The sequence below is a fragment of the Gemmatimonadota bacterium genome (assembly GCA_016712265.1).
Lineage (GTDB): Bacteria > Gemmatimonadota > Gemmatimonadetes > Gemmatimonadales > Gemmatimonadaceae > RBC101.
Genome location: JADJRJ010000001.1, coordinates 1 through 21006 on the forward strand (window position 1 = coordinate 1; position 21006 = coordinate 21006).

The 21006-nt window shown below is 66.4% G+C and carries 17 protein-coding genes; 16 read left to right on the plus strand and 1 reads right to left on the minus strand.

From position 1 onward, the window contains the following. Positions 1-1017: 1017 nt before the first annotated feature. From IPK85_00005 to IPK85_00035, 7 genes are all read left to right on the plus strand, one after another. Positions 1018-1359 carry a hypothetical protein gene (locus tag IPK85_00005; GenBank protein ID MBK8245789.1) on the plus strand — a complete coding sequence of 114 codons (342 nt, stop codon included), beginning with the start codon at positions 1018-1020 and terminating at the stop codon, positions 1357-1359. Between the two features lie 1681 nt (positions 1360-3040). Beyond that, positions 3041-3193: a hypothetical protein gene (locus tag IPK85_00010; GenBank protein ID MBK8245790.1), complete on the plus strand. Its 153-nt coding sequence runs from the start codon at positions 3041-3043 to the stop codon at positions 3191-3193. Between the two features lie 81 nt (positions 3194-3274). Further along, complete coding sequence (locus IPK85_00015) at positions 3275-3754, plus strand: hypothetical protein (GenBank protein ID MBK8245791.1); 480 nt, start codon at positions 3275-3277, stop codon at positions 3752-3754. Further along, a complete protein-coding gene (locus IPK85_00020; protein MBK8245792.1) occupies positions 3751-4815 on the plus strand; it encodes an RHS repeat protein in 1065 nt (354 codons plus the stop codon). The genes IPK85_00015 and IPK85_00020 overlap by 4 nt, the downstream gene beginning before the upstream one ends. 845 nt (positions 4816-5660) lie before the next feature. After that, positions 5661-6641, plus strand: coding sequence for an RHS repeat-associated core domain-containing protein (locus IPK85_00025; protein ID MBK8245793.1), 981 nt, complete (start codon positions 5661-5663; stop codon positions 6639-6641). 856 nt (positions 6642-7497) lie between these two features. Then, on the plus strand, positions 7498-7647 hold the full coding sequence (locus IPK85_00030; GenBank protein ID MBK8245794.1) for a hypothetical protein: 150 nt from the start codon (positions 7498-7500) through the stop codon (positions 7645-7647). A 733-nt stretch (positions 7648-8380) separates the two neighbouring features. Next, the gene (locus tag IPK85_00035; protein MBK8245795.1) at positions 8381-9061 is read left to right on the plus strand and encodes an aminopeptidase P family protein; all 681 of its coding nucleotides are present in this window, start codon (positions 8381-8383) and stop codon (positions 9059-9061) included. Between the two features lie 176 nt (positions 9062-9237). Here the strand turns inward: IPK85_00035 and IPK85_00040 are convergent, their stop codons facing one another. After that, positions 9238-10329, minus strand: a complete 1092-nt coding sequence (locus IPK85_00040) for a YcaQ family DNA glycosylase (protein ID MBK8245796.1) — start codon at positions 10327-10329, stop codon at positions 9238-9240. Positions 10330-10586: 257 nt separating this feature from the next. Between IPK85_00040 and IPK85_00045 the strand changes: the two genes are divergently transcribed. The 9 genes from IPK85_00045 (at position 10587) to IPK85_00085 (ending at position 20960) form a co-directional block, all read left to right on the plus strand. After that, on the plus strand, positions 10587-12224 hold the full coding sequence (locus tag IPK85_00045; GenBank protein MBK8245797.1) for a hypothetical protein: 1638 nt from the start codon (positions 10587-10589) through the stop codon (positions 12222-12224). Between the two features lie 723 nt (positions 12225-12947). After that, positions 12948-14249 (plus strand): PD40 domain-containing protein, encoded by a 1302-nt coding sequence (locus IPK85_00050; protein ID MBK8245798.1) that lies wholly within the window; start codon positions 12948-12950, stop codon positions 14247-14249. Between the two features lie 127 nt (positions 14250-14376). Beyond that, the gene (locus IPK85_00055; protein ID MBK8245799.1) at positions 14377-15603 is read left to right on the plus strand and encodes a hypothetical protein; all 1227 of its coding nucleotides are present in this window, start codon (positions 14377-14379) and stop codon (positions 15601-15603) included. A 120-nt stretch (positions 15604-15723) separates the two neighbouring features. Beyond that, complete coding sequence (locus IPK85_00060) at positions 15724-16611, plus strand: Ig-like domain-containing protein (protein MBK8245800.1); 888 nt, start codon at positions 15724-15726, stop codon at positions 16609-16611. A 23-nt stretch (positions 16612-16634) separates the two neighbouring features. Beyond that, positions 16635-16862 carry a hypothetical protein gene (locus IPK85_00065; protein ID MBK8245801.1) on the plus strand — a complete coding sequence of 76 codons (228 nt, stop codon included), beginning with the start codon at positions 16635-16637 and terminating at the stop codon, positions 16860-16862. Between the two features lie 33 nt (positions 16863-16895). Next, positions 16896-17345, plus strand: a complete 450-nt coding sequence (locus tag IPK85_00070) for a hypothetical protein (GenBank protein MBK8245802.1) — start codon at positions 16896-16898, stop codon at positions 17343-17345. Between the two features lie 71 nt (positions 17346-17416). Further along, positions 17417-17566 (plus strand): hypothetical protein, encoded by a 150-nt coding sequence (locus tag IPK85_00075; GenBank protein MBK8245803.1) that lies wholly within the window; start codon positions 17417-17419, stop codon positions 17564-17566. A gap of 1134 nt (positions 17567-18700) precedes the next feature. Further along, positions 18701-18856 (plus strand): hypothetical protein, encoded by a 156-nt coding sequence (locus tag IPK85_00080; protein ID MBK8245804.1) that lies wholly within the window; start codon positions 18701-18703, stop codon positions 18854-18856. Positions 18857-20441: 1585 nt separating this feature from the next. Beyond that, the gene (locus IPK85_00085) at positions 20442-20960 is read left to right on the plus strand and encodes a serine hydrolase (protein MBK8245805.1); all 519 of its coding nucleotides are present in this window, start codon (positions 20442-20444) and stop codon (positions 20958-20960) included. Positions 20961-21006: the final 46 nt, after the last annotated feature.

Below are 21006 nucleotides of genomic sequence, written 5' to 3' on the forward strand. Positions count from 1 at the left end.
GTGTTCCCCGCGTCGTAAGCATACTGCGTCCACGTCGGCGTTGACCCGCGTTCGCGACCTGCTTCTCTCGGTTAGTAGGTGGATGACGACAGGGTTAGACTGCACAGAACGTTGCAGGCCAAGCGCTCGCGCGCGTCGGCAATAACACTCCAAACGTCGAGCACAGCCGCGTGTTGCGGTAGTGGAGGTTGCGGCGCGCACACGAAGGCCTTCACACCCTCCCGGAGTGCGCCCGCTGTCAACCGTCACGTCATCCGCGCTTAGGGCGAGGCGTCACCCGGGCGGGCGCAGCCCTGCTTGCCGCTGGCCACCACGCACACGGCGAGCCCGCGCAGGTCGTCGTGGACATCGAGTCACGCCCAATGGGCTTAGTGACGCGGTGCCTCGCCTGGAATTCAGTGGCGGCACCGCTTCAGCTTCCTCTCCGGAATCTACGGCACCATTGGGGGCCCCGATGCACGCGTAACGTTCAGTTGCGGTGGCTCAGGGATCACCAACGACGTGCCCAGGGCAGGTCTTCGTTCCGCCGGCCGATGCACAGGACCCCCTCGGGGCCGTCAACGTGACGCTGGTGGCGACCATGGGGCTGGCACGGGCAGGCATGAGACGGTGACGCTGACCGCCTTCCATGAAGCAAAGCGTGGGGGCGGATCAACGTATGCGGACACGGCCGCTGGTGTGGTGGGATCTCACGGCAGAAAACCGGGGTCGCGACCCTGAAGTTGGCTCACCGACCGCGTTCACCACGGCGCGCGGCGCACCTGCCAACGCGGTGCTGACCCTCACCAATAGTGGCGAACTGCCAACCGCGTTCTCCTTCGACGACGTCGCCGGGTGCTCGGGAGTTCTTTCCCTTCCAGCAGAACCCCATCCACGACGGGTGTGCTCCGGTCAACGGAAGTAGTAACGTCACCTACCCTGGACGGCAGCGGCTGCCGGCTGGTCACCCTGCAGGCCGTCGCTAGGCATGGGGCCCGGCTGGTCGCTCTCGCAGCTGCCTGATGATCACGATTGTGGATGCGTCGGCGACGGCGAATCCAACCGGACTGGCGCTGCCACAGGGGTGCGGCCGGACACGCTTATACCGGCTTCACGGTCACCAACGCGGCCTGGGGGCCACCGGCGACCTACCAGCTTACCCTGGTATCCACAGGAGGCGTGGGTGCCCCGCTTCAGCGGAGAACGCCTCGTCCAACACGCATCGGTGTCCTCGGTCCGGCAACGCCCGCGACCTCGCCCACCGGCTTCTGGACGCACCCCATCGGGACCGGCAGTGTGCGGCTCGATGTGTCGTTCAACGGGACGCTGCTTTCCTCGGCCACTCTCGCCGTAGCGGCCATCACGGGCAACATCGGCTAGGTGCGGCGACAACCAGCGCGACGCTTGGCAACATCGGCGTGACCTACACCGGATTCTCAATTGTCGGTACACCAAATGTCGCCTTCACCGGGCAGAGGTGAACGGGACGTGCGCAGGGTCAACAACTGTCGCGGTTTTAGCAATGGAGCGAGCTCGATGGTCGTGAACTCGGGCAGCACCCGGCACGGTGGCTTTGCCTGTGGTGTACGACGCGCCGACGGTCGGGGCAGGCTCGTTCCCGCTGCGCCTGGGACGCCGCCGCACCCTGTCGACGCCACCCTGGCGATGGCATCCAATACGAGCAGTATCGATTACCGGACCTGCGTCAGATGTACTGGTCGTTGCCAACCAACCATCGCAATCCATAGCTGCGCCTTTCAGGTGACCAACGTGGCGGCCCCGTGGCCAACGTTACCTTCTCGCACAATTGCGGCGCCCTGCCCTCGCCGGTGGCGGCGTTGACCTGCACGCTATCGCCGGCAGCCGTGACGAGCCTCGCGACCGGGTCCACAGCCGAGCGTTGACGTACACCAGCGGCGCTCCACTGGGCAGCAGCACGGTTGTCGTGACCCGCGACCGCAGGAACGGCGCTGGCGACGGGGTCTGTCGTATCAGGGTTCCCAGCGCGACTGTCACGGCTCCGGGCCCAGTCACGGCGACCATGGGCACTGCGGCGCTTCCTCGATTTCAACTCCTCAACAATGGCCCCGGAGCGATCACCTATTACGGCACGCGGTAAGCTTGCAGCGCCATCCTCGCACCGGGTGCGGGTACAACGGCCAGGAGTCCGGTTGGCACAACAGGGCCGGTCAAGTGCCGCACCAGCCACTTTCCACGCCGACCGCCCTCGGCAGCGGATCCGTGACGCTCGAGGTTCGACTCAACTCCGCGACCAAGCCAGTCGTCGCCACCGGCGTGGCCAACGTGACAGCAGTCCGCACTGGCTGGCTTGACCGATGACGACGATGGTACCGACTGCGGATTCGCTGCCATACCGGGATCAATGCCTCTCGCTCTCGCTCGGGTCGTCGGCAGTCGGAATGCGGGGACCTGCAGATCGTGCACCCGTGTTGCCTTCGGTGCAGGCGCTCAACGTCACCCCGGACACCGACCCCGACGTACAACAGCAACCACGCCCGGCCCTATCCCGTCGTGCCGGCGAACCTCACGCTACAGTCTGGGCAGCGATTCCGACGCCTGTGAGAGCGCCGTGCTCAAGGTCCAGAGTTCCGCGCGCCTCAGCGTCTTGGCCCGGCTCGCAGTGGTCCGCAGGCAGTACCCGTCGAGTGGCCCTCGGCTTCAACGCAGATTCCGCTGGCTTGGCCACTGGTGTGTATCCGTATGTGCTCGAGGTGACGACCAGCTGGGGCGCGCAGTCGGCGCTCACGACGGGCACCGGTAGCCTCATCGTCGTCAATCGGACGACAAGTACCTTTGGTGCCGGGTGGTGGCTCAGCGGCCTCGAAAAGCCTCGACCTGAGCACCCCCAATAGCCTCACGTGGATTGGTGGGGACGGGGGAGTGCGCCGGTATGCGCTCCGGGCTGGCACCACCGCGCCCAATCGGGTGTGGGGGGCACCCTCCATGACCTACCCGGACACGATCCGCGAAGTGGGATCAGAGTTCGTGCGACAACTCCCGGACTCCGTGTGGGTAGTGTTCAATGCGGCAAGGACGGCACGTGCGGACCCGCAACCGGCAAGGTCACGTCACGACCTTCGCCTACTCCGGCGGAGGGCGGCTGCTCTCGATCACCCTTCCGCCAACGACGTCGCCGACGGTCTACACCTTCGGCTACACCCCCGAGCCAGCTCGCCTCGGTCAGCGTCCCTGAAACTCTGGAACGCGCACGGTCACGGTCACCTACGACGCGCCAACCAGGCGCATCATGGCGATTCAAGACCCTGGGACGCCGGTGAGGTTCGTGAGCTTTGGCTATGGATCGGACCATCGCATCCTCACGCGCACCAACGGGCGCGGCGCGGTGACGACGTTCGCCTACGATGTAGCAAGCCGGGTCCAGAGCGCGTCGCTTGCCATGATGCCTGGCGCGATCACGCGCAGTATGACGAACGCCCAGGCGTTTGGGCTCGCGGCTGCGGTGGACACCGCGACGGTGAAGACCACCATCACGGGACCGGGAAGCGGGCAAGTCACGCAGTTTCGCATGAACAGGTACGGCGCGCCCACGAGCATTCTGGACGCGGCGGGACGGTCCACTCTCCTGACCCGGGGAGGCGGAATGCCCGGATTGGCGACCTACACCTCAAACCCTGCGGGCCACGCCGTGACGGCGACCTATGACGCCCAGGGGCGCATCTGTCGCAGACGGCTCCGGCACCAAGCGGCGTCAGCGGAACGACCAGCGTCACCTGGGGCCAGTGGGATCAGGTGACCCGGATTACCAACCCCTCAGGCGACTACACAGAGTTTGGCATCAGCACGACCAATGGCAATCGCCTGTGGCAGCAAGACAACCGAGGTCTCCCGAGCCGCACGACCTTCAGCTACAACGGCAACAATCAGGTGGAGGTGGTCGTCGCGCCCGACGGCAGCGATGAAGGATACTTCTACGATGCCAAGGGGAATCTGAACCGGTATGACAACCAACTCGACCAGACCACGCTGTACACCAACAACGCCAACACCGGGCTCACCACCACAACCCTGATCCCGACCGGCACCAACGCGGGTGGCACTCCGCGCGAGAACACCACGCTCACGTACACCGAGCGCAACGACGTGCTGAGCAGTGTCACGACGGCGGCAGGCGGTGGTGGGACGAAGACCATCGCGAACGTGTACGACGCCGAGGACAATGTGCAGTCGGTCGCTCGATCGTGGACTCCAAACCCCCAGAACATTGCGGTACAGACCACGTCGTACGTGTACGACAATGCCGACCGCGCCGTGTCTCAGTCGGAGTCGACGGGCGGCGCGCAATACACCAGCTATGACGCCGCCGGGAATGTCACTGGGGTCACGCTGCGTTCCGGCGGGAGTATGACCATGTCCTACGATGTCCTCAATCGGCTGATCTCACGATCGATCAGCGGACCAACCGCCTACAACTATCCTACGCCGAACATCACGCCCGTGACCGGTGTGGAGAACGGCCCCTACAACTATTCAGCCTCATCCGAGTCGCAGAGCTTCACGCACCACGCCACCAACCAGGTCCTGACCGCAACGGGCCTCGACGCCGACATTGCCCGATCGTACCACTCGAGCGGGGCGCTCATGTCGGAAACCAGGTGGTCAAGACTCGTTCCCGCACGGGGACGCCCACACCTACTCGCTGAACTACGGCTACGACATCAACGGCCGCCGCACCAGCCTGCTGCTGAGCCCGACCACGTTGTTCACGGGCTCGGCCATGAGCTGGAGCCACACCTCGTGGGGGTGCGCTCGCCGGGTCACGGATATCGCCGGCAATTCCTTCAGCTTCACCTATAACGGTCGTGGCCTGCTGACCAACGTCAGCTATCCCGCGGGATCGCCCAGACCCTGGGCTATGACCTCGCGGGTCGCCTGAGCTATGACCAGATCCTGCGCCCGGGGTCGACCGCCTTCCCGAACTTTGGGAGCACGACCATCCGGAACTTCAGCGTCGCCTCGCGGAACGCGCGGGCCAGATCCTCAGCGCGAGTGATCAGGTGGCCTTCGCCGGCGGCGGGTATCCCAAGGGTACCTACAGCGGGTTTGGGTACCTGCTCACCGACTCCCTGGTCGCGAGCGGCTACAGCCTCGTGAATCAGACAACGCCGCTCTTTACCCAGAACGGAAGCTTCACGTACGACGGCCTGGGCAATCTCTTGACGAATAGTGGGGGCTGGTCCCTGCCGCCTCAGGCTGGCACCTTCGCGACCACAAACACGTACAATGCCGCCGGCCGTCTTGGGCTACAGGTCGCGAATGCGGGGTCAACGCCGACGTGGACGCAGTATGCCTACGACACGGCGGGGAACACCCGCTTCCGAGACCACGCCCGGGGGGGCGGCGGTGAGCGAGGAGCGGGCGACGTATTATCGGGGCGACGATCGGGTGGCGGCCGTGGATCGGCGGCTCTCGGGCCGGCGCACGTTGGAGGAGTTCCGCTACGACCCGCTGGGGCGGCGCGTCTGGGTGAGCACGAGCACGACCTGCGCGCCGACGACGGACGTGGGGTGTGTGACGAGTGGGGTGCGGCGCACGATCTGGGACGGGGATCAGGGCTGGCCGAGATCCGGGCGCCGATCGATGGGGCGAGCTCGGAGGAGTTGGACAGCGGATTCCCGACGTATCAGGCCCCGTCCTCGACGTTGGACCCGAACCCCTTCTTCGGGCGGGTCGTGTACGGGCCGGGGCTGGGGGTGGACCAACCGCTGAGCGTGACGCGCTACGACTACAAGGACAACCCGTCGGGCGCGAGCCTGACGTGGCCGCGCTTCACGTTGCTGGTGTTCTGGGACGTGCGGGGGACGCCCTTGCTGGGGCTGTTCAGCGACGGGGCGCAGTACCGGCCGTACACGGTGGGGGTGGGGCAGGCGGCGTGCCCGGCGCCGGGCGTGGCCACGGCGCAGCGGTGTGTGTACGTTACGTGGCCGTTCACGGCGGATCCGTATCGGCAGGTGCACGGGGGGCTGTTGACGTTGAGCTGGCACGGGAGCCTGCTGCAGGAGAAGCGGGAGGCGGGGGGGCTGATCTATCAGCGGAACCGGCTGTACGACCCCAAGAGCGGGCGCTTCACGCAGGAGGATCCCATCGGCCTGGCCGGCGGCCTCAACCTCTATGGCTACGCCAACGGCGATCCCGTCAACTTCTCGGACCCGTTTGGGCTGTGCGCGAAGAACAAGGAAGGCGTAGAGGACCCGGAGTGTCGACGGCTGGTGACACAACTACGCGCGACGGCTCGGGAATCGGGGCGATCCTTGCCCAGAGGGGTTGCCAACATCTTCAGCCAGGCCGCTGATGCTTTTGAGGCGACTGATCTCGATGTTTCCTTCGTCAGCCCCACGGACCGCACCTTGGACACGAGACGGAAGAATTCAGATGGCAATCCCAACACCGGTGTGCTCGGTCGTACGTTGCCTGGCCGCATTCTGATCCGGAATGATCTCGGTGCTGGAGACCTGATATCCACTGCTTCGCATGAGATTTTGGTGCACGGCGGGGAGCGCAATGGCGTCTACATCGGCGACCTGTCAAGCGGTGCACGAACAACCAATCGTCTGATCACACAGCAGCTGCCGCCAGGCCTCTATGCCAGTCAAGTGCTGTTCCGTCGATGGTTGTCGCCATGAGGACTAGCTCCATTTGTATCCGAGCTGCCGCCTGTGCACCTGTGACCCTTCTCCTCCTCGCCGAGGCAGCCTGCTCTCATGGTCCCGAGCCTCTCGCACGAACTACGCAGGCGGCCTTTGTCTCGGCAAGAGAAGCAAACGGCGTCGAGCTTCGAGCAAGGATGACCGCAGACACGGTATTCGCGGGAGATAGCACACCCGTTGAGGTCGTCTACTCAATTGTAAACGGGCCAAGTCCATCGAACTTCGACAATCATCCTGGACGATTCTCCTTCAGCCTGACCGGACCGGATGGAGGGCCGGCGGAGTCTTTGGGGGGCGCGGGGCCGGCTCTCGGGGGCACCGGAGAGTTCTTGGTGCTCCTCCCCGGAAAGGCCGCGCTGCTGCAACGGCAAGACCTTAGGTGTGTCAGCGATGGGGCGTACGAGTCGGTGCCCCTTTCTGCGGAAGATTGCCTTGCGCGCTATGCGCTGGCACGTCCTGGGAGGTATCGGCTGATCGTGTCGTACGACGGACCCGATACATGGCTCGACATCGATACCGCGCGCGCAGCAGCAGCGCGTGGTGAGCACAAGACCGGAATGTATCGCCCAATCGCACAGGGCCTTCGCCTCGCTGACACAGTGGGATTTACGGTGAGGCTGCCGTGACAGCGGAAGGCAACGTGTAGCAGCCTAACCCATAAGCGTCAGCTGCAGGGCGGTGGTATCGCCCTGCCAGCTGCACGCCTGGTTAGGCAAACAGCAGAGGGAACGAGACGGAAGCCCGGCCCACGCGGTCGGGCTTTTGTTTTAGCGGCCTGCACTGCCGGCTGCTCGCGCGGCCCGGTGGGCCGCGCGGTGTTGCTTCTCGGGTGGTGCTCCGCGGGCGGTTACGCCTGCTGGAGGACGCCGTCGAGCATGGCGAGGACGGTTTGCTGCTGGGCTTTGGGGAGGCGGGAGAGGCGCTCGAGCTGGCGCTGGAGCTTGGGGTGGGCCCGCGCTTAACGGGGTGGGCGTCGGGATAGGAGAGTTCGATCGGGGTCGCGGGAACATACGGCGCGAGCGGCGCGCCGAAGGTTGAGCTGGGAACACGAAGGCAGTTAAGAGGTAAACTTCGGGAGTCCTTGGGAGCTTCTATGCGCCAACTTCGACTGTGGCTTATTGGGACGATCGCCCTGAGCAGTGGCGCGACGTCGCCGGTAATCGGACAAGCGCCTCTGGCGAGCTGTACCTACGCGACCTGCTCGCTCCGCCTTGAGAGCAGTCGGCTCGTCCGGGGAACGAACCAGGTCGTGGGCCGTACGACGCTGACCGGGATGCCGCGACTAGCCTCTTTGGTCGTCTCCGATTCCGCACAGGCCTACGCGCGCGCCTTTGATCACGCGTATCCGCGAAGCCGCTGGTTAGGAGTGACAAGCGGCGTGCTCCTCGGCCTGGGCGCGGGCATCGCGCTAGACCGGATCGATGCACCTGAACGAGGTTTTGTCCTGGCGCTCGGAGTTGCTGGAGTGACCACGGGGGGGGGCTCGCCTGGCACTTTGATCGACGCGCCGCGCGGGCGCTCAGCCGGGCGCTCTGGTGGCACAACGGGCAGCTGGTCGGGCCTTCTGGCGGCTCATAGCCCCCTCACCTGCCTCAAGAGCTCCAGTGGGGGGGCGGCGGGCGGGCGCGGGGCGCGTGATGAGCGATCCGTCACATCGCGCTGCTCGAGACCGCGCGGGCAGTTATCGTACCGGTCCATTCGCAGAACTGGGAATCATGGACCAAGTGGGCACGCATCTCTTTCGCTCCGAACAGAAAGCCAAGGAACTGTTCCAGACGATTGAAGATCGCGGCTTGATTGCTGCGGGCAAAACAGAGGGGCAGCTCCGCGACGAGATCGTGCGCATTGCACGCGACGATTTCGGCGTCGACCAGCATTGGGGCAAGAAGATTGTCAGGGCAGGCCTCAATACCCTGCAGCCCTACGCGTCGGATCCGTCAGATGTGATGATCCAGGAAGGCGACATTCTGTTTTGCGATTTCCATCCCGTCTTCGACGGCTGGGAGGCAGACCTGGGACGAACCTATGTCCTGGGCAATGACCCGCTAAAGCAGAAAATTCGCACGGACGTCGAAGCGGCGTGGCGCGAAGGAAACGCCTGGTATTTCACCCAGAGCCGCCTCACTGGTGCAGAATTCTTCGCCTACGCGAACGGTCTCGCACAGCGCTACGGCTACGAATTCGGAAACGCGATTGCCGGGCACATCATAGGAGAGTTTCCGCACGAACAACCCGATGATCCCAGCGATCTCTGCCTGGATGTGCACCCTGACAACCACCAGGACATTCTTCAGCTCGACAAGAACGGGAACCCGAGGCACTGGATTCTGGAGCTGCATTTTGTGGACCGCAAAAACAACATAGGTGCCTTCTTCGAGCAACTCCTGGCGCGCTGATCGCCCGCTCCGTCTGTTGTTCGTCGTGCGAGTCTTTTCGGCCAGGCTCTCAAGAAGGCTCGGCATCTGAGACGCGCGGGTTGCCTCGTTCCGTGTGCCACACGTGCGCACCGAGTCAGCGAGGACCGAGCCTGCCGATTGTGACGACGGACGAAATTCAGCAGGCTACCTGCTCGCTACGCGCAGGGGTCGCAGCCGAGAAAGACGCTCACCCGCCCCAGCTCTGCCTCGAGCGACGCCGCAAACCCGGCGTCACCCGGCGCTCGGCCGTTCACATACCCGACGTCCGGCACCAGCACACCGTCGTTCACCGAGAGGTTGGCCCAGCCAATCACCGTATCGCGCCAGAGCAGCGGCAGCGCGTAGTACCCTCGCACCCGCTTCGGCGCCGGCGTGTACGCCTCGAAGCGATAGCCCCAGCCGTTGAACAACTCAAAGCGCGGCCGATCCCACACAAACGGATCAAACGGCGCCAGCAGGCGCACCACGTCGGGCACAACCCTGCGTCGCGATGACGGCGATTCCCCGTCAGGCCAGTACCAGTCCACGCCGTCGATACGCATATGCGGCAAGCGCGTGCGTGCGCGGGCTTTCGCCGCCGCTCGCTCACCTTCCCATTGCGGCGCCGCGTAGACCAGGCGCGCGGTGAGGTGAGCAAGGGTCGTCGCCGGCACCGGGGCATACTTGGCAACGACGATGTCCACCATACGATCCATGGCGGCCGTGATATCCCGCGGCGCCTCAACCGCTGGTCGCGCGGCGTAGAGCCGTGTGCCGCCCTCGCGTCGCGCAATCCGCAGCAGGCCGCGATAGTGCATCGCATCCATCACCTGCGTGGTGACGTTCGACCGACCACCAAACCAGTTCGTCGCCTTGCCGTGCGAAAAATGTGAATCCACGTCGCGCGGATGCACCACACCATGTTCGCGCACGAACGCGAGAATGTTGTCCGCGCGCTTTCGCTCCGCTGCCGACCACCGGCGGCGTGCCGTCCGCGGATGCATCAGCGCATGGAGCTCGGGTGTCACGAATCCATAGTTGATGAAGAAGTCTTCTTCGACATCCAGCCGTGCGTACCGGCGCTCCAGGTCACCGGCGACATAACCAGTGACGCGATGGCGGAGGATCAGGTCCTGCGCACGTGCCGGCGCCCGGATCGGGTCGGCCTGCACGAAGCCAAGGCGAGCGATCGCGCGGCCCAACGAGGTTGGCGTGGGGAACTGCCGACGAAGCGCAAACTGGCGCAGGCGAACGAGAGCTGACGACATGCGCCGAAAAGTACGAAACGGCTGTCTTCAGCGCCCGGCCGCCGATGCCGCTCGCTCACGAACGCTCGACGAGCTTGAGGCCGAGGTGTCGCCCGCGCATCTTCCGGACATGATGCGCTACCGTTGCTTGTCGTTCGTCGTGCTCGCTGCCTCGCGTGTGCGCGGGTCCCTGCCTCGGTGGGGCGGCCGCTCCCGAGGCGGCTGCCCTGACCCGGGGACCGCGCTGCCGCGCGGGCCGCGCCTGGGTGGATCGCACCATGGCCTCGCTCACCCTCCGCGAGAAGGTCGGCCAGATGGTGATGGTCTGGGTGCTCGGCGACTACACCTCCAGCGGGGACTCGACCTACGCCGAGGTGGCCCGATGGATCACGCGCGACGGCATCGGCGGGGTGAGCATGTCGTTAGGCACGCCGGTGGAGGTTGCGGCGAAGGTGAACGCCTTCCAGCGGCTCGCCAAGGTGCCCCTGCTGGTCTCATCGGACCTCGAGCCGGCCCTGGGGCGACTGGAAGGCGGCGTCTTCTCGCACTACCTCATGGACGCCGGTGGCGCGACGGTCTTCCCGACGGCGATGGGGATTGCGGCCACCGGGCGCGATGAGGATGTGCGCGACGCGGCGTACATCATCGGGCGCGAGGCGCGGGCGGTTGGCATCCACATCAACTTCGCCCCCACGGTCGACGTCAACAACAATCCGGCCAACCCGGTGATCAACACCCGGTCGTTTGGTGAGGACCCGGCCCGGGTGGCACGCCTGTCGGCGCTGTTTGTCCGCGGGTCGATGGACGCCGGCACCATCGCCACGGCCAAGCACTTCCCGGGGCACGGGGACACGGAAGTGGACTCCCACGTCGGGCTGCCGATCGTTGGGGCGGACTGGGCGCGACTGCGCGCCGTGGAGCTGGTCCCCTTCAAGGCAGCGATCGACGCGGGAGCGTCCATGGTGATGTCCGCCCACATCGCGCTCCCGGCGGTCGAAGGCGATTCGTCCACGCCGGCGACGCTCGCGCCGCGCATCATGACGGGTGTGCTGCGCGACACGCTCGGCTTTCGGGGCGTCGCCATCACCGACGCCATGACCATGGAAGGGGTCGGCAAGGGATATGGCGTGGCCGAAAGCAGCGTGCTCGCGGTCAAGGCCGGATCGGACATCCTGCTCAAGCCCAGCGACCCCACGAAGGCCATCGACGCGGTGGTGACGGCGGTGGAGCGCGGCGAGATCTCGCGGGAACGCATCGACGCCTCGGTGCGACGCGTGCTCGAACTCAAGGCACGCAGTGGCGTGGCCTTCCACCCGTTCGTCTCGCTGGACACCCTGCGCGAGGTCGTTGGGGCGATGGCGCATCGCGCGAAGGCGGCCGAGATCGCCCAGCGCTCGATCACCCTGCTCCGGGACCGGGACACCCTCGTGCCAATGCCGAGCCGCGGGACCCTGGTGATCCAGTACATGCCGGAGACCGAGTTGCGCGCCGGCCGGGTCTTCAGCGCGGCCATGCGCGCGGGAGACACCTCCGTGCGCGTGATAAAGATCTCGCCAGCCACGACCCAGCCGCAGCTGGACGCCATGGCCCCCGCGATCCGCCGGGCCGAGCGTGTGGTGCTCGCCGCCTATGTCCGACGCATCGAGGGGGAGGGTCGCCCGGCGATCCCGGCCGCCATCGCGACCTGGATGGCGTCGCTTCCCGCCATGAATGCGCGTACCGCCATGGTCGCGCTCGGGAATCCGTACCTCATCCGGCAGGTGCCGACGGTCGGGACGTACCTGGTGACCTACAGTGTCGGCGACGCCTCGGAGCGGGGGGCCGCGCAGGCGCTGCGAGGCCGTTCCCCGATCACCGGGGTCTCCCCCGTCTCGTTGCCCGGGTTTTTCGCGCGAGGCGACGGGCTCCGTCGTTAGGCGCCTGTCGGTTCGGAGGCTCGCCGGCGGGTAGCGACGGGCCGCGGGCGGACGGCGCCGAGCGCGGCCAACCGCAAGGCACCGCGGGCCACCAGCGCCGGACACCAGCCGCTCCGGGCACCCGGGTCACGGTGACGACTGTCGGACCGGCGAGGCGGCGGAAACGGCTCGTATTCCGGGAGTCCCTGCGGTGGCGGTAGCTTTCCACGCATCGCGCGGCGCGCATCCCGGCCGCACCACCACCACGGCTTCCCATGAAACGACACGTTCTCCTGCTGGCGACCCTCGCGTCGTTGGTCCAGGCGCAGGGCCCGGCGGCTCCGCCGGCGACCACGCTTCCGCTCAAGACGGCGCGCACCCATTCCTTCACGACCACGAAGGGCACGTGGATCTCGCTCGACGTGTCGCCGGATGGACAGACGATCGTCTTCGACATGCTTGGCGACCTCTACACCCTCCCGGTTGGCGGCGGGACCGCGACGCGCCTGACGAATGGCCTCGCCTACGACGCCCAACCGCGCTTTTCCCCGGATGGCAAGCGCATCGTGTTCGTCTCTGACCGTTCGGGTGGCGACAACGTCTGGATGATGTCGCTCGACGGCAAGGACACCGTGCAGGTGACCAAGGGAAATACCTCGGAGTATGTGTCGCCGGAGTTCGCCCCGGACGGCAAGTACATCGTCGTGTCGGGCCACGGGCCAGTTCGGGACGGCGAAGTTGTGGATGTACCACGTCGACGGGGGCAACGGGGTCGCGCTCGGGACCGCGGGTCCGCAAGTCAAGCAGCTCGGCGCCGCCTTCGGCAACGACGGGCGCTACGTGTGGTATGCGCAGCGCTTCGGTGACTGGACGTACAACTCGTTAGGTCCCCAGTACCAACTCGGGGTGTACGATCGCGAGACCGGCAAGTCGTCGACGATGTCCACGCGTCAGGGATCGGCCTTCCGTCCCACCCTCTCGCCGGACGGCAAGCACCTCGTCTTTGCCTCGCGCCACGAGATCAAGACCGGGCTGCGCATCCGCAACCTGGAGACGCAGGCCGAGGATTGGCTGGCCTTTCCCGTGCAACGCGACGACATCGAGTCGCGTGCGCCGCTCGATGCCTATCCCGGATTCTCCCTTCACCCGGATTCGCGTGCGGTGATCGTGACCTACGGCGGCGAGATCTGGCGCGTCCCGGTCGACAAGTCGGCCCCGACGAAGATCCCGTTCAGTGCGAAGGTGGACCTGGAGCTGGGCCCCGAGGTCAAGTTCTCCTATCGCGTCGACACGTCCGCGACGCTGACGGCCAAGCAGGTGCGTGACCTCTCGCCATCGCCGGACGGTCGCCAGCTGGCCTTCTCCGCCCTCGATCGCGTGTACGTGATGGACTGGCCGAATGGCACGCCGCGACGGGTGTCGAATGCCGACGTGGGTGAGTTCGGGCCGACCTGGTCCCCCGACGGGAGATCGTTGGCCTGGACGACCTGGAACGACGTGACGGGCGGGGACATCGTCCGTGCGTCACAAAACGGCAGCAGCTGGACGACGCAGACGATCACGATGGCGCGCGGGCTGTATTCCGACCTCGCGTGGTCGCCACGGGGCGACCGGATCGTGGCCACGCGTGCCGCGGCGCGGGAGCTGCAGGAAGCCGGGGGCGCCTTCTGGGGCGCGACGGCGGCCGACCTCGTTTGGGTGCCGGCCACCGGGGGCACCGCGACCCTCATCATGCCATCGGGTGGGACCGGGAACATGCACTTCACGACGGACCCCGACCGCATCTTTGCTTATAGCGGCCGTGACGGCCTCGTCTCGTTCCGCTGGGACGGCACCGACCAGAAGTCGCACCTGAAGGTCACCGGGCCAATGCCCCCGGGGTTCGGTGGGCAGCTGACCCTCGATGGACAAATGGTCAAGAACATGTCGCGCAGTTGGCTGGGTGGCCGCGCCGCGCGCCCCATGTGGGGGACGAGAACTTCCAGACGCACCTTGGCGACGATACCGAGCCCGCTCCCCCGTCCGCACCACCGGCCTACCAGGTGATGATGGCGCCGCGCGGTGACCAGGCCCTCGCCCTGGTCGGGATGGCCATGTACACGATGACGGTGCCGCCGGTGGGGCGACCCCGCCGACGGTAAGTGTCGCCGCTCCTGCGAGTGCGGCGGTCCCGGTGCGCAAGCTCAACGAGGTCGGCGGCGAGTTCCCGAACTGGTCGGGTGACGGACGTCGCGTGATGTGGGCGCTCGGGAACGCGGTATGGACCTACGACCTCGACCGCGCGAAGGTCGTCGATGATTCGCTGAAGGCGGACGCCCGGGCGAAGGCGGCGGCGCCGAAGGACACGACCAAGCGCGATTCGACGGCCGCGAAGAAGGAGACCCCGGGGTACAAGCCGAGCGAGCTCCGCGTGGCGGTGACCGCGCCGCGCGACATCCCGCGCGGGGTGGTCGTGTTGCGCGGTGGACGCGCCATCACGATGAAGGGGAAGGAGATCATCGCCAACGCCGACATCGTGGTCCGCGACAATCGCATCGAGGCGATCGGCCCGCGCGGACGGGTGCGCATCCCGGCCGGGGCGCGCACGATCGACGTGAGCGGCAAGACCATCATTCCGGGGTTTGTCGACACGCACTACCATCCGCAGTGGCTCACGCCACAGATCCACAATACGCAAACGTGGCAATACCTCACCACGCTGGCCTACGGCACGACGACGACCCGCGATCCGCAAACCGCGGTGACCGACTTCCTGACGTATGGAGATCGCGTGGAGACGGGCGAGATGGTCGGCCCTCGCATCTATACGACGGGCCCTGGCGTCTTCCTCGGCGAGATGATCCGCGACTCGGCGCACGCCGTGCAGGTGCTCAAGCGGTATGCCGACTACTACAAGACCGGCACCCTCAAGATGTACATGACCGGTAACCGCCAGCAGCGGCAGTGGGTCATCATGGCCGCGAAGCAGTTGGGGATCATGCCGACCACCGAGGGCGGCCTCGACCACAAGCTCGACATCACGCACGGCATCGACGGCTATCCGGGGATCGAGCACACCCTGCCGATCACCCCCAAGTACGACGACGTCTTCGAGTGGTACAAGGGCACGCAGACGCTGAACTCGCCGACGCTGATCGTCGCCTACGGCGGGCCGTTCGGCGAGAACTACTGGTACACCAACGAGGATCTCGTCAACGATGCGAAGCTGAAGCGCTTCACGCACCCCGTGGACTTTGACGGCAAGGTCCGGCGTCGGGGAGTGGTGGCGGCGGAAGCCCCGGGCCGGCGGGTGGTTCCTCAAGGAGGAGTACTCGTTCTTCCAGCACCCCCCGATGCCGTGGGCGAACCAGGCTCCGTCGGCGGTGCCGGCCGGGCTGCGCTGATCAGTCAGGACGGTTGATGGTTGTCATCACGGGTCGCGCGAGCGGCCCGTGATGCGTTTCGGACGTTGCTTCGGGCCTCGGTCCGGGCGAGTTTCAGATGACTGGTGCGACGCGGACCCTTCGACTCGAGAACTGACATGTATCGTTCAGCCTGGCGGCTACTTCCCCTCATCCTTGGGGCCGGTGCCCTGGGGGCCCAGCAGGGGCCGCGGATTGTGGTGACGCCCACCAATCCCCGGATGGTGGCCAGGACACGCTGCGGCTCTCTGCCCGCCTGCTGGATGCGGCGGGCAGCCCCGTGCCTAACGCGAGGGATCCGCTACTTCGCCGGTGGAGCCGGGTTCGAGGCGGCGGTGGACTCAACGCTCGTGACGTCCGGGGCCGTGGGCAAGTTCCCGGTCACGGTGTCGGCATTGGTACCCGGCAGCCGGCCGGTGACGGCGCGCGTCGAGGTGCAGATGGTGGCGGGTCCGGCCGCGCGAGTGGCGATCACGCCGCGCCCGACGCGGATGCTGGCGGGACAACGCCTGCAGCTCCAGGCGGCGGCGCTGTCGGCTGATGGGGACTCCGCCACCGAGCGCGCATCAGCTGGCGGTCCTCGGCGCCGGAGTGTCGTGCGGATTGACGAGCGCGGCATCGCCACGGCAGTCGCGCCGGGTCGGGCGACTGTGACCGCGGTGGCCGGGGCAGCCACGAGTACCTGGACCTCGCGTGGTGAGCCCTCGGGGCGTTTGAGTGGTGAGCGCCACGGGCGCGACCGTCTCCCTTTACGCCGTCGTCGGCGACCGCGCGGCAAGGCGACGTGTTGCGGTTTCCGGCGTGCAGGTCAAGAACGCAGCCGGGCGCGTGATCGACGGATTGGTCCCGAGCTGGACGATGGCCCTGGTCGGGGCGAGATCAACAGTGACGGATCGTTTGTCGGATTCGAACCCGGGTCGTATCTGGTGACAGCCAACCTGGGCCGGGTCAGCGGGGACGTCTCCGTGAACCTCACGGACCGCAACGTCCGGCGAAGACCGTCGTAGGCTCGGTGCTGCGCACCGCGTTCGTGACCTCGGAAGTCTGGGTCCACCCCAACGGCAAGGTGGCGTACCTCGGCACGCACGCTGGCGGCGACCGCTTCTATACGATCGACATCTCGAACCCCTCGGCGCCGGCGATCGTGGACTTGGTGGTGGACAACTTCCGCATCGTCAACGACATCATGACCGACGAGAAGGGAAGTCCCGGTGTTCACCCGCGAGGGGCCGACAACCGCCCAACGGGATCGTGGTGATGACTTCTCGAGGATCCCCTGCGGCCGAAGAAGGTGGGTGAGTTCACCGATGGTGTGACGTCCGGCGTCCACTCGGCATTCATCTACACCGACCCGAAGCACGGGCGCCACGCCTACATCACGAATGACGGCACCGGCGCCGTGCATGATCAACATCGACGATCCCACGAAGCCGCGGAGGTCGCCCAGTGGGAAGACCCCGCCCGGGGAACAGCGACGTCGGGCGCACGCCGCCCCGACGTGGACGTGCAGGACGGGCTGCTGTACGGCAGCTGGTGGAACGATGGCCTGATCATCCCTGGATGTCGGCAACGGGATCAGGGCGGCACGCCGTCCAAGCCCATGCTCGTGTCGCAGTTCAAGAACGACCTGGACGCGCTCTACAAGACACGCGTGGAGACCGAGGCCGGGGCCGGCTCATCCGCGGGACGCGCCACCGCCTGGCGGCACCGCACGCGTTCTTTATTGCTGACGAGGTGTTGACCCCGTGGAAGTCCAGAACGCGCTGGGCGACAAGGTCGGGCGCGCGTACGGGGCGGCTGCAGGTGGTCGACGTGAGCGACATCATGAACCCGAAGAGCGTGGCCCACTACGAGCCGGAGTTCGGCGAGGTGCACAACATCTGGGCAGCTGGCGACACGCTCTACATGGGGGCCTACAACTCGGGGTTCCACGCCTTCGACGTGTCCGGTGAGCTCGGGTGACCTGCAGAAGCAGGCGCGAGATCTCGCACTCTCCAGCCGCAGAGCCCCAGGGGCGCGTGCCGAACGCCACGATGACCTGGGGCGTGGCCGTCAAGAACAACCTGATCTTCCTCAACGACATGAACTCCGGGCTCTGGATCGTGAAGATGGAGCCGAAGCCGACCGTCGTTCCCTAGTCACCCCACGTCCTGATCCATGCTCCTGCCCTTCCTGTTCCTTCAAGTCGCGGCGACGTCTCCCGTCGCGCGTGTCGTGGTCACCGGCGAAGCCGAGATGATCGCGGGGGACACCCTCCGCCTGCGCGCGGGCGCTGGATGCCCTCGGGGGCGGCTGGAGCCTCAACGCGCATCCGCTTCAGACCGATGGCGGAGACTTCGAGGCGGAGGTGGACTCGGTCGGGCTTGTCCGATCCGGACAGCCACGGGGACGATCCCCGTTGTTGTCGTGGCGACCGTCCCAGGCGCGCGGCCTGGTGACGCGGGTCGACGTCCGCATGATGCCGGGCCCCGCTGTCCGCGTGGTCCCATCGCAGGGAGCCCTGCGGCTGGCCGTGGGGCAATCGTTTCACCTCACGGCGGAAGGCCCTCAGCGCGACCAACGACGGAGCGGCAGCAGGACGCGATGTCACCTAGAAGGCGGTGGCGCGGCGGCCACCATCGATGCGGCGGGATGTGGTGCGTGGGTGCGCCGGGAAGGCCTCGAGTCACGGCCCAGGTAAGCGCCGTCACCAACGCGCCGTCGAGGTCGAGGTAGTGCCCCCCAGCGCGTCGCACGCTGGACGTTGCGCCCGGCCGGATCGACGCCCGGCAGGGAGATGGATCCGCCTCCAGGCAAGGGGGCGTGACGGCGCGGGACGCACCATCCTGCGAAGGCCTCGCAACCAGCTGGTCGTTTGCACCGGGCCTGGGGTCATCGACCAGCAAGGCAGCTTCGTCGCCCACCCGAGCCCGGGAAGTACCCCATCAGACGGGCTCGCGGGAGGCCAGACCGCCCATGCCATCGTGCGCGTCGCGCCACGCGACGTGCGACGGCCCATGTCGGTCGTCGGCCGCTTGCCGCGCACGCCCCTCCGTACCGAAGAACTACCACCCGGACGGCTACGCGTACCTGAGGGGCGGCCGGGGTGGCGACGTGATGGACGCGATTGACATCGCGAATCCCGCGGCGCCCGTCGTCACCGACTCGATCGTGACCAACACGCGGCGCGTCGGCGACATCATGACGACGCCGGACTGGGAAGTTTCCCCGTCTTCACGCCGGGGGCGAGCGACCGGAAGAACGGAATCGTGATCTGCTCGAAAGATCCCAAACACCCAAAGGTCATCAGCGAGTTCACCCGACGGGGTGACCTCCGGCGTGCACTCGGCGCTTTCAACTTTAGGCGAGAAGTTCGGTACGCACGTCTACCTGACGAACGACGGCACCGGGGGCTGACGTCATCAGGACATCACGGACCCTGAGCCGCTGAAGTGGGTCATGGAGGACCCCCAAAGGCCCACGGGGATGCCGGACGGTCCCTGCACGACATCGACATCCGGACGGGCTGTCTGCGCCTCGTGTGGTGGAACGACGGGCCGGTCGTGCTGGACGTCGGAACGGATGAAGGGGGGCCGCCCTCCAGTCGCAGTTGGTGACGCAGTACAAGTACGACCCTGAATGCGCTGTGCCGCGACGTGGAACCGTGGTGGACCCGGCTTCATCCGGGGCACCCAAGGCCTGGCGCCGCAAGAACGTCTTCACCGCCGACGAGGTCTCCGCGGCAAAGAAGTGCGGGGGGCGAAGGATGCGGCCGCCTCACGGGCGTATGGCGGGGTGCAGGTGATCAGACGAGCGAGACACGGCCAACCTGAAGTCGGTAGCGTACCACGGAGCCGAGTACGGCGGCGTACAACATGTGGGTGACGCATGACACGTTGTTCCAGTGGGCGCCCACGAGGCCGGCTTTTTCGCGCGTTCGACATTGCAGGCGAACTCCGCGGGGATCTGCGGGCTGCAGGACGCGAGATCGGGCACGTGAATACCGCCGACATGGACGCAGGGTGCAGAATGCGTCTCGGCCCCAGGCGTGATCTGCAAGAACGGGCCTGGCCTGGGGAACGACAACCAGAACGGGTTGTGGGTCATCCGCATGGCGCCAGGCGGGAAGGTCGATGCCGTAAACCTGCTCCGGCGCGTTCGGCATGGCAACTGGTTTCTTTCCGCCACCTACCGCGGCCCCATACAATACGACCGTGACACGCCGACCCTCCCTCGCCGCCGCCGCCCCTCGCGCTGCTCGCCGCCTCAGTACGCTCGGCGCCCAGTCAACGTCATTCCACGTGGCCGAACGTCGACCCCGTCGAAGGTGGTAGCAACCCCGCCGTCCTCGACAGCCTCGACAAGGAGATCACGGCGGGGAAATCGGCCTTATTGATCGCATGGTCGTCACTCAGCGCGGTCGTCTCGTGATGGACAAGCGGTATCCACGCGACTACGACAAGATCTACGGCGACTCGTCGCGCGCCGCTTCGTCGCTGAACAACTCGCACGACCCCACTGGGCCCTTCTAACCCACTTCAATCCGTGGTGGCACCCGACGTATCGACGGGCTCACTGCACACCCTGCAGTCCGTCCCAGACCGTGGCTCAGCGGTGATCGGGTGGCGGTCACCCGCGGTGAATTCGGCCCTGACATGCCGTTCTCACCTTACGGGATACCGCCGCCGTCGCTGAACCTCGACTTGATCGCAAGCGGCGCATCACCCATCCGCCACTTGCTCACGATGACGGGCGGATTCGACTGGAACAAAGCATTCCGTATAGCGATCCGCGCAAGCACGGCGGGCGAGCAAAGAACCAGCCCGGACTGGAGTCCAGGTTCACCATCAGCCGGCCGATGATGCTGGAGGCGGAACACATTCCAACTACAGCAGCGGCGAGGCGCGTTGCTCGCTACATCTTCTTCCGCGCCACCGGCGTCGACATCGAGGAGTACGCGGCGCGCCATCTCTTCGCGCCACTCCGGCATCACCAACTGGCACTGGAAGCGCTCGACCTCAAAGACCATGTCGACACCGAGGGTGGTTTGTATCGAAGCGACCGACCTGGCGCGGATCTGGCAACCTGGCTGCAGGGCGGCCAGTGGAAGGAACGACAAATGATGTCGGAACGCTGGGTGCGTGGATCCGTGACACCGCCCATCGCGACCAGGACGCGCGCCGGCGCGCCAGTGCAGTACAAGTGGTGGCTCTACAGCAATCCAGTCGGGCCGGACGCGTTCATCTGGGCCGGGTCCGGGTTCGGTGGGCAGTTCCCGATGGCGTTTCCCGACCAGGAGATGGTGGTAGTCTTCAATGCGTGGAACATCAGCGGCGGGCCAGGCTTCCGCTGCGTGCTGCGGTACAGGAACGGCTGATCAGAGGGCGGCGAAGTAGGCAGGACAGGGCGCCTAACGCGCCCCG